The organism is Verrucomicrobiota bacterium (assembly GCA_016871535.1).
Classification (GTDB): domain Bacteria; phylum Verrucomicrobiota; class Verrucomicrobiia; order Limisphaerales; family SIBE01; genus VHCZ01.
Genome location: VHCZ01000256.1, coordinates 1 through 8,657, shown reverse-complemented (window position 1 = coordinate 8,657; position 8,657 = coordinate 1). Strand labels below are relative to the sequence as shown.

Below are 8,657 nucleotides of genomic sequence, written 5' to 3'. Positions count from 1 at the left end.
GTCAGCGCACGGCTGATTCAAGCAGGAGCGCGGGCAGTTTGCCCGCGCGGGCTGCCTGAAGATCTTGAAGAAAGCCGGCGGGCAGGCTGCCCGCGCTCATTTCTTCGGCGGTTCGGCAGTAATCGGCGGTGGACAACGCTAACCTGAAATTGCTAAACTCAATCACTCTGACGACCTCATGACGAGATCGCGCCGCGCAACTGGACTTCGCTGCCCGCCGGGAACGGCAGGCTGGTGGGGACGTTTGTTGGCCGCACTGCTTTTCGCTTTCTACGTCAATTACATCCCGGTGCATCTCGCGACCGCGATGCACCTGGACGATGCCGTTGCCGCAGTTCTGGATTCGGTCCTGCACTTGCACGACCACGCGGATGTTCCCTCGAACGAACAGAACGACGGGCACGCTCCCCATCCCGCTTCCGATCATGTTCTGACGTTCGCGGCGCAGAGCCAAGCGCCGGTTGTTGCGGTGTTCGTGGTTTTTGTTCCGGCCGAGACTTTGCTTCAGCTTCACCCACCGGAAGTAGGGCGGAGCAACCCGATCATCGAGCGCATCAAACCGCCCGGTGAATCCCCGCCGGGCCCGTCGCAGCCTCGCGCTCCGCCTCTCACTTAAATTCCTCCTCGAGTGGTCACGCCTGACGGCAGGCGTGGTTTGCCCTTTTCCGCCTGAATGCCTCACGGGCGGCCTCTATTCCGGGCGCATTCTTTTGAGGCGAATTCCGCTTTTGTTATGAATTTTTACTTTCGAAAACTACGTGCGAGCTTGGCCGCCAGTCTCGGACTTCTCCTGATTGCGGGCTGTAACCACGACCATTCACACGGCGACGACCATCATCACGGCGAAGAGCCCAAAACCGCGCAAATCACCGTGTGGGGGGAACGCCACGAAATCTTTGCCGAACATCGTTTCGTTGCGGCGGGCACGCCGACCAAGTTCGTTACGCACGTCACGGATTTGAAAACGCTCGAACCGCGTCGCGAGGGGCAGATCAAATTCGTCCTCCGACTCGACCAGGATGCCCCCGTTGAACAGATCGAGAAGACACCGACGCGGGCGGGCATCTACGAAGCTATGCTCACGTTTCCGAAAGCGGGCGATTGGAATGTGTCCGTCGTGATCTCGACCGATGAAGGCGATAAGACCGTCGCGCTTCCGCCCGTGAAAGTTTTCGCAAGCGATCACGATGCCGTGCACGCGCCCGAGCCGGAAGCTCCCGAAGGCCTCAGTTTTCTCAAAGAGCAGCAGTGGAAGGTTCGGACCAAAGCCGAGCCAGCGACGAAGCACCGGCTCGTCGAGCGTGTGAAATTGCCTGCAACCACGCTGGCGAAGCCCGGTTTGAGCGCGACGGTTATTGCGCCAGTCTCAGGGCAACTGCTCGCTCCCGGGGGAGGCGAATTGCCTTTGCCCGGCCAGAAGGTCGAAGCGGGACAGTTGCTCGCGTTGCTGCGGCCGAGCTTTTCGGAAGCGGCCGCGAAGTTCGCCGAGAGCGAAGGCGAATTCGCGCGCGCCAAAGCCGCGTTTGAGAAGGCTGAACTAACGTATCAGCGCACGAAGAAGCTGGCCGAGCAGCAGGCCAAATCCGAACGCGAATTGCAGGAGGCGGAACTGGCGTTGCAGACTGCTCGCGCCAGTTACGAAGCGGCAACGGTATTGCGCTCGACTTATCGCCAGCTCTCCGGCGCCGATGAGGACTCGCGGGCGGGCCGACCGCGCCCCTTCTCCGCGCTGGAACTGCGCGCGCCGATTGCCGGGATCATCAACCAACTCGGTGCGGGCCTCGGCGAACCCGTTCTCGCTGACAGCGTGGTGTTTCAGATTCTCAATCCCGAAGTGTTGTGGATGGAGGCCCGCGTGCCCGAGGCCGCGTTGGCCCGAATTCCAGACGATGCGGACGCGAGCTATGCGGTGGCAAATGGGGGTGAGATTGCCTCCGTCAAAGCCGCGCGCGGTCGTCGCGTTTTCGCTGGTCTCCAAGTTGACCGGGCGACGCGCACGGTGCCGCTCGTTTACGAGGTGCGGAATGGCACTCACAATCTGCGCGTCGGCCAGGCTGTGAATCTCCACGTGGAAACAAGCCGCGCCGAGGACGCTGTTGCCATCCCCGATAGCGCGATCGTCGAGGAAGCCGGCAACTTCGTCGCGTTCGTGCAGGTGTCCGGCGAGACGTTCCAGAAGCGCGAACTCAAGCTCGGCATTCGGGACGGCAATTTAGTTCAAGTGCTCGATGGCGTGAGCGAGGGCGAGCGCGTAGTGACAAAGGGCGCGATGGCCATCCGGCTCGCGTCCGTTTCCGGCGTTATTCCCGCACACGGTCACGCGCACTGAGGACAGGCCTATGATCAACAAGCTCATTCAATGGTCCTTGAGCAACCGCGCGCTCGTGGTGGTCGCGGCGGCGCTGCTCACCGTCTTCGGCATTCACACGGCCACGCGGATGCCGGTGGACGTGTTCCCCGATCTGACGGCCGCCACCGTCACCGTCATCACCGAGGCGCACGGCATGTCGCCCACGGAAGTCGAGACGCTAATCACCTTCCCTATCGAGACGGCTGTCAACGGTGCTTCCGGCGTGCGGCGTGTCCGCTCCGCGACCGCGGTCGGCATCTCGGTCGTGTGGGTGGAGTTCGAGTGGGGCACGGACATCCGCGCGGCGCGGCAAATCGTCAGCGAAAAAATCAGCGCCGTCAGTGGCGATCTGCCGCCCGAAGTCGAGCGACCGGTGCTTGCGCCGCAATCGTCCATCATGGGCGAAATCCTCTTCCTGGCGCTCAGTTCCGAGCGGCATACGCCCGCCGAGTTGAGGAGCTTTGCGGAGACGGTGGTTCGCCGCCGTTTGCTTGCCGTGCCCGGCGTGTCGCAAGTCACGCCCATCGGCGGCGACGAGAAACAGTATCAGGTCGTCGCCAGCCCGACCGCGTTGCAGACGCATCGCATCGCCTTGAACCAACTCATCCGCGCGCTTGAAGAAGGCAACGAGAACGTCTCTGCGGGCATCATCAATGAGCGCGGCTCGGAATGGCTGATTACCGGCGTGGGCCGCGTGCGCACGCGCGACGACATCGGCGCAACGGTCGTTGCGGCCAACGGCGGAGTGCCGACACGGGTGCGCGACTTGGGCGAAGTGAGAATTGGCGAAGCACAAAAGCGCGGCGAAGGCTCGGCGATGGGCAAACCCGCCGTCATTCTCGGCGTCCAAAAGCAGTCGGGAGCGAATACGCTCGAACTCACCAAACGCCTCGAGGCCGTGCTTGAGGACATCGCCACCAAACTGCCCGCCGGGATGAAGCTCAAGACAGACATTTTCCGGCAGGCCGACTTCATCGAAGTCTCGGTGCGCAACGTCCAGCGTGCGTTGCTCGAAGGAATTGCCTTCGTCACCGTCATCGTGCTGCTCTTTCTCGGCAACGTCCGGGCCACGCTCATCACGCTCACGGCCATTCCGCTGTCGCTCGTCACCGCCGTCCTCACGCTCAAATGGTTTGGCGCGACCCTCAACACGATGACCCTCGGCGGCATGGCCATCGCCATCGGCGCGCTGGTGGACGACGCGGTGATAGACGTGGAGAACGTGTTCCGGCGATTGCGCGAATGGCACGGAAGACGGCGGAAAGCGGAGGAGCGCGGGCGGCCCGCCCGCGAGTCGATCGAGCACGCCAGAACCGATTCCCCTCTCCCCTTCAGAAGGGGAGAGGGACAGGGTGAGGGGTCAGATTCCACTCAAACCAGCGGTCTGAGATCCTCCGAAGCATCCGCCTCACCCCGGCCCTCTCCCCCGTCGGCGGGGGAGAGGGAGAAGGGCGGGGCGTTTGGCGTGGTTTTGCGGGCCAGCGTTGAAATCCAGAGTTCCATTGTCTTCGCCACGCTCATCATCGCGCTGGTCTTTGTGCCGATTTTCTTCCTCGCGGGCGTCGAGGGGAGGCTGCTTCAGCCGCTGGGAGTGGCGTATCTGATTGCGTTGATGGCCTCGCTGCTCGTCGCGCTCACGATCACGCCGGTGCTGTGCTACCTGCTGCTGCCCGAGAGCAAAGCCGTGCTAACCGAACACGAACCAAAGTTCGTGAAGTGGCTGAAGACGCGATTCAATCCGGCGCTCCAGGCTGCGCTCGATCATCCGTGGCGCGTGACCTTGCCCGCCGTGGCCGTCCTGGCCGTGGCGTTGATCTCCACCACGTTCATGGGCCGCGCTTTTCTGCCCGAGTTCAATGAAGGTTCGCTCACCATCAGCGCCGTGACACTCCCCGGCACGTCGCTCCAGGAATCCGATGAACTGGGGCGTGTGGTAGAGCAAACGCTTTTGAGTTTTCCAGAAGTCGTCTCGGTCGCTCGCCGCACCGGCCGCGCCGAACTCGATGAACACGCCCAGGGCGTCGAAGCGGCGGAACTGGACGTGTCCATCAAAATGAAAGACCGGAACAAGGCGGAATTCCTTCAGGCGCTCCGCGAAGGATTGTCCACCGTGCCCGGAATGAACATCACCATCGGTCAGCCGATTTCGCATCGCATTGATCACATGCTCTCCGGCACGCGCGCGAACATCGCGGTGAAAATCTTCGGCCCGGACCTCTACCAACTCCGTGCACTTGCGGAGAAGGCCCGCCAGGCCATGCAAGGCGTCGAGGGCGTCGTGGACTTGTCCGTCGAGACCCAGACGGAGGTTCCCGTGCTGAAAGTGCAGTTCGACCGTGACGAGATTGCGCGTCACGGCCTCACCATCCGCGACGTGGCGCGCACGCTTGAAGCCGCGCTGCAGGGCGTGAAAACGTCCCGCGTGTTGGAAGGGCAGGCTTCCTATGACCTGGTGGTACGATTGGATGAAGAGCGCGAGGAGCGCAGGCGGCCCGTCCGCGCGAATTCTCAACCCGGCGATAAACCACTCGCGGGCGGGCCGCCCGCGCTCCAATCCACGTGGCGACTCGACACGCTAGGCGACGTGTTGGTGGACACGCCCGCCGGAGCGAAAGTGCCGCTGTATTCGCTCGCCCAAATCCAAAAGGACACTGGTCCGAACCAGATTCTCCGCGAACAGATGGAGCGCAAAATCGTCGTGCAGTGCAACGTGGCCCGACGCGACGTGACCGGCGTCGTCCATGACATTCAAAGACTCGTGAATCCGTTGCTCAACGCTGCACCCGGCTACCGCGTCGAATACGCGGGTCAGTTTGAGAGTGCCGCTGAGGCGGGACGGATTCTGACGCTGGTCGGCATTGGCGTCGTCATTGGCATTGGTTTTCTGCTCCATCTGGCCTTTCACTCAGCGCGTGATGCGGCGCTGATCATGCTGAATCTGCCGCTGGCGTTGATTGGCGGTGTCGTGGGTGTGTTCGTGTCGGGAGGTGTGTTAAGCGTGGCGTCGCTCATCGGCTTCATCACCGTCTTCGGCATCGCGACCCGCAACGGCATTATGCTTGTCTCACACATTCGCCACTTGCAGGAGCACGAAGGCGTCACGGACTTCCGCCAAGCCGTGCGGCGCGGCGCCATGGAACGCCTCGTGCCGATCCTGATGACGGCACTCGCCGCCGGACTTGCGCTCATCCCGCTGGCCTTGGGCGGCGGCAAAGCCGGCAACGAAATCCAAACCCCCATGGCCATCGTCATCCTGTTCGGCCTGCTCACTTCGATGGTGCTGAACATGATTATCGTCCCGGCGCTGTATCTGCGCTTTGGGCGGCCCGTGGGCGAAGCTGCTTGAGGATTTTATGAAACAACTGACTCTCTCGATCCTTTTCTTGAGCACACTCGCAACGCTTATTCAGGCTGCGACACCGAACACGAATCAAATTGAAACGCTGACACTGGAGCAAGCGCTGGAGCTTGCCGAGCGCCTTCAACCCGAACTGGCCGAAGCCAAGGCGCTCAGCGAAGCTGCCGAGGGCCGCGCAAAACAGGCCGGGACATTTCCAAATCTGGATGTCATCGCCCGCATGGAATCCGCTCGCTTTCGTGACCCGGCCAGCCAGGCAGAATTGCCAGTCGGCATTTCCCAGGCGATTCCGCTCGGCGGTCGCCTTGGCAAAGCTCGCGAGGCCGAGAAGCTCGAACGCGACCGCCGCACGCACGAACTCGAAGCGCGCCGCCGCGATCTGCGCAAGCGAGTTCATAGCGGCTTCGCCACGGCGCTTTATCAGGAGAAGGCATTCCAAACGCAGCGCGACTTCGTCGCCGACACGGGGAAACTGGCCGCCACGACGAAAGCCCGTGTGAACGCAGGCGACGCCTTGCGCGAAGAACTGGCCCGATCTGAGATGGAACTGGTCCGCGCCCAGGTCGAACTCAGGCGCGCCGAGGCACTCAGCGAACACGCGATGGTGGAACTGAAAGCCGCCATCGGCGATCCAGGCCTGCCCGTGAAGACCCTCGTTGGAAGCCTTGATGCGATCTTCGAGATTCCGACATTGGAAACTCTTGCCGCCAATTTGTCCGGACATCCCGAAGTGGCGTCGGCGGTCGCCGCCGTTCGCGTCCGTCAGGCCCAGGTTGACCTTGCGAAAGCCGAGCGCATTCCTGACGTGCGAGTTGAGGCGCTTTACCGCCGCTTGGAAGCCTCCAAAGAAAACGCTTTCGATATCGGCCTGATGATCCCGCTGCCGCTGTTCGACCGCAATCAAGGCCGTCTGCGCGAAGCGCGCGCTGAGGTCGCCGCGGCCGAAGCCCGGTCGCGCTCGACGCAAAACGCGCTGAGAGTCCGCCTCCACGATGCTCACGCTCAACTCACCACCGCGCTTGCAAACAGCCGGGCCTTGAATGCGGACGTTCTGCCGCGCGCCGATCTCGTCTTGAAAGCCACGGAAGCGCGCTTCGCTGCCGGCGACATTGGCCTGGCCGAACTCCTGCCCGTGCGCCGCGATTGGGCCGCTGTGCGGTTGACCTATCTCGAATCCCTCCGCGACGTAATGCAGGCGTGGGCGCAAGTGTCGGCGTATTTGAAACCACCCGTAAGAAAGTGAAGGTGGACGCATGGCATGCCCGTGGCTGACTTTGAAATCAGGATTAGGAGCAGCAGCAAAGGGCAAATCATTAGCAGCCAATGCCCGCTATGGCCCAAGCGTGAAGAAGAAGGTTGCGCCTCGATTCGGTTCCGCTTCGGCCCAGATGCGTCCGCCGTGGCGGTGGATAATCCGGGCCACGGTCGCCAGGCCGCCTCACGGAATGGAAAGCCGGCGAAACGCCGCGGCGGGCCGGCGTCAGTTCATTCGGAGTCGGTGGCACCAACGCGCACGGCATCCTCGAAGAAGCGCCCGAAAACGTAGGGCAGGCTTCCAGCCTGCCCGTGTGTGATACATCCGGCGGCCCGAACCACGAGGCAAAGATGCCTCGTGAACCGGCAGACAAGATGTCTGCCCTACCGGAAGCGCGCCCTTGCCATTTGCTGGTCTTGTCCGCGAAAACCCCAGGCGCGCTGGACGCTGCAACCACTCGCCTGGCGAACACCTGCAAAACAATTCGGACCTGAACTTGGGCGACGTCGCGTTCACCCTCGCGCCAGCCCGGCGCTTTTGAGAGCGCTGCGCCGATTCGTCGAACGCGCCGAGCGCAAGGGAATCCAGGTGGCGTTTTCCTTCGCGCCCAAGCCAACCGGGCCGCTGCGGCGTGACGGCGAATTGGCCCTGCGCCTGGCGGACGCGCTCCGGCAAATTCCGGGTCTGGTCTTGCTCGACACCCCGCAGGACCAGGCTTATTTATCCGCCGGAGCAATTCTTCGACACCGCCAACCATCTCACGGCGGAGGGTGCGGCGACGCGCACGACGCGACTGATCGATTCGCTGCGGCGCTTCGCCACCGAACGAGAGCAGACAGGAATTCCCCGAACGGGCTTGAATTGAACCGGGAGTCGTCGCAGCGCCAGAATCCATTCGCGAGGATTCGTGCAATCCCCGGCAGTTGCACCAATTCATGTGCGATTCGCGATTGGCAATTGTCGATTTGCAGAGCCCGCGCGCCGGCTTGCGCAGTCGAGTTTCCAAAACCCGACGCGCGTGGGGCAGCACCACGGCGGCTTGCCATTTTAACTCTCAAATCTCAGCGACCCGCGGTCTCAAAACCTTGAACGGCTTTCGCCTGATCGCGCCGGCCTGCGGCGTACGCTTCAAACACGCGCCGGATTTCATCCCGCACGCGGCGAAATACAGCGAGCTTCTCCGCGTCTGTGCCCGTGGCGTGGGCGGGGTCATCGAAGCCCCAATGGTAACGGTTCACCTGGCCGGGGAACCTCGGGCAAGCCTGGTCCGCCTGACCACAGACGGTGATGACGGTCTCGACCGGCTGCGTCAGAAATTCCTCCAGGGGCTTGGACCGATGACCGGAAATATCAATGCCAATTTCCTTCATCACCTGAATCGCGAGCCGGTGAACGTAGCCGGCAGGCTTCGAGCCGGCGCTTTGAACGTGGAGGAAATCGCCGGCGACCGCGCGCAGAATGCCTTCGGCGAGATGACTGCGGCACGAGTTGCCCGTGCAGAGGATGAGGACGGTCGGTTTCACTATTGACATTGCTTCTTGCAGAGTTTTGCGGGGTCTCGTCTCAGGATTCGTTTGAGCGCCTGTTTGTCCTCGGCCACGCGCGGATTGCCGTCGAGTGGCTTCTCGGCCCAGTCAATCGCCTCCCCAGATACCTGGAGCAGGACTCCACGTCAACCCAGCGATGGAAACCAG

At 62.5% G+C, this 8,657-nt stretch carries 6 protein-coding genes and 2 pseudogenes; 6 read left to right on the top strand and 2 right to left on the bottom strand.

Annotated features, from left to right (window positions below):
- Positions 1–178 precede the first annotated feature (178 nt).
- Genes FJ398_22885 through FJ398_22870 form a run of 4 tightly spaced genes read left to right on the top strand, consistent with a single transcriptional unit; the run spans position 179 to position 6,951 of the window.
- Entirely contained in the window at positions 179–616 is a 438-nt protein-coding gene (locus tag FJ398_22885; protein MBM3840751.1) for a hypothetical protein, read from the top strand.
- A 57-nt stretch (positions 617–673) separates the two neighbouring features.
- Positions 674–2,329, top strand: coding sequence for an efflux RND transporter periplasmic adaptor subunit (locus FJ398_22880; GenBank protein MBM3840750.1), 1,656 nt, complete (start codon positions 674–676; stop codon positions 2,327–2,329).
- Positions 2,330–2,339: 10 nt separating this feature from the next.
- Positions 2,340–5,696: an efflux RND transporter permease subunit gene (locus FJ398_22875; GenBank protein MBM3840749.1), complete on the top strand. Its 3,357-nt coding sequence runs from the start codon at positions 2,340–2,342 to the stop codon at positions 5,694–5,696.
- 7 nt (positions 5,697–5,703) lie between these two features.
- Entirely contained in the window at positions 5,704–6,951 is a 1,248-nt protein-coding gene (locus FJ398_22870) for a TolC family protein (protein ID MBM3840748.1), read from the top strand.
- Positions 6,952–7,038: 87 nt separating this feature from the next.
- On the opposite strand, the pseudogene FJ398_22865 reads toward FJ398_22870, so the two are convergent.
- Positions 7,039–7,143: pseudogene (locus FJ398_22865) on the bottom strand (sensor histidine kinase).
- 5 nt (positions 7,144–7,148) lie between these two features.
- On the opposite strand from FJ398_22865, the pseudogene FJ398_22860 reads away from it, so the two are divergent.
- Together FJ398_22860 and FJ398_22855 are read left to right on the top strand one after the other, a co-directional pair.
- Positions 7,149–7,457, top strand: a pseudogene (locus FJ398_22860) (hypothetical protein).
- A 137-nt stretch (positions 7,458–7,594) separates the two neighbouring features.
- Positions 7,595–7,828, top strand: coding sequence for a hypothetical protein (locus FJ398_22855; protein MBM3840747.1), 234 nt, complete (start codon positions 7,595–7,597; stop codon positions 7,826–7,828).
- Between the two features lie 196 nt (positions 7,829–8,024).
- Here the strand turns inward: FJ398_22855 and FJ398_22850 are convergent, their stop codons facing one another.
- Complete coding sequence (locus FJ398_22850) at positions 8,025–8,486, bottom strand: arsenate reductase ArsC (GenBank protein MBM3840746.1); 462 nt, start codon at positions 8,484–8,486, stop codon at positions 8,025–8,027.
- Positions 8,487–8,657 lie beyond the last annotated feature (171 nt).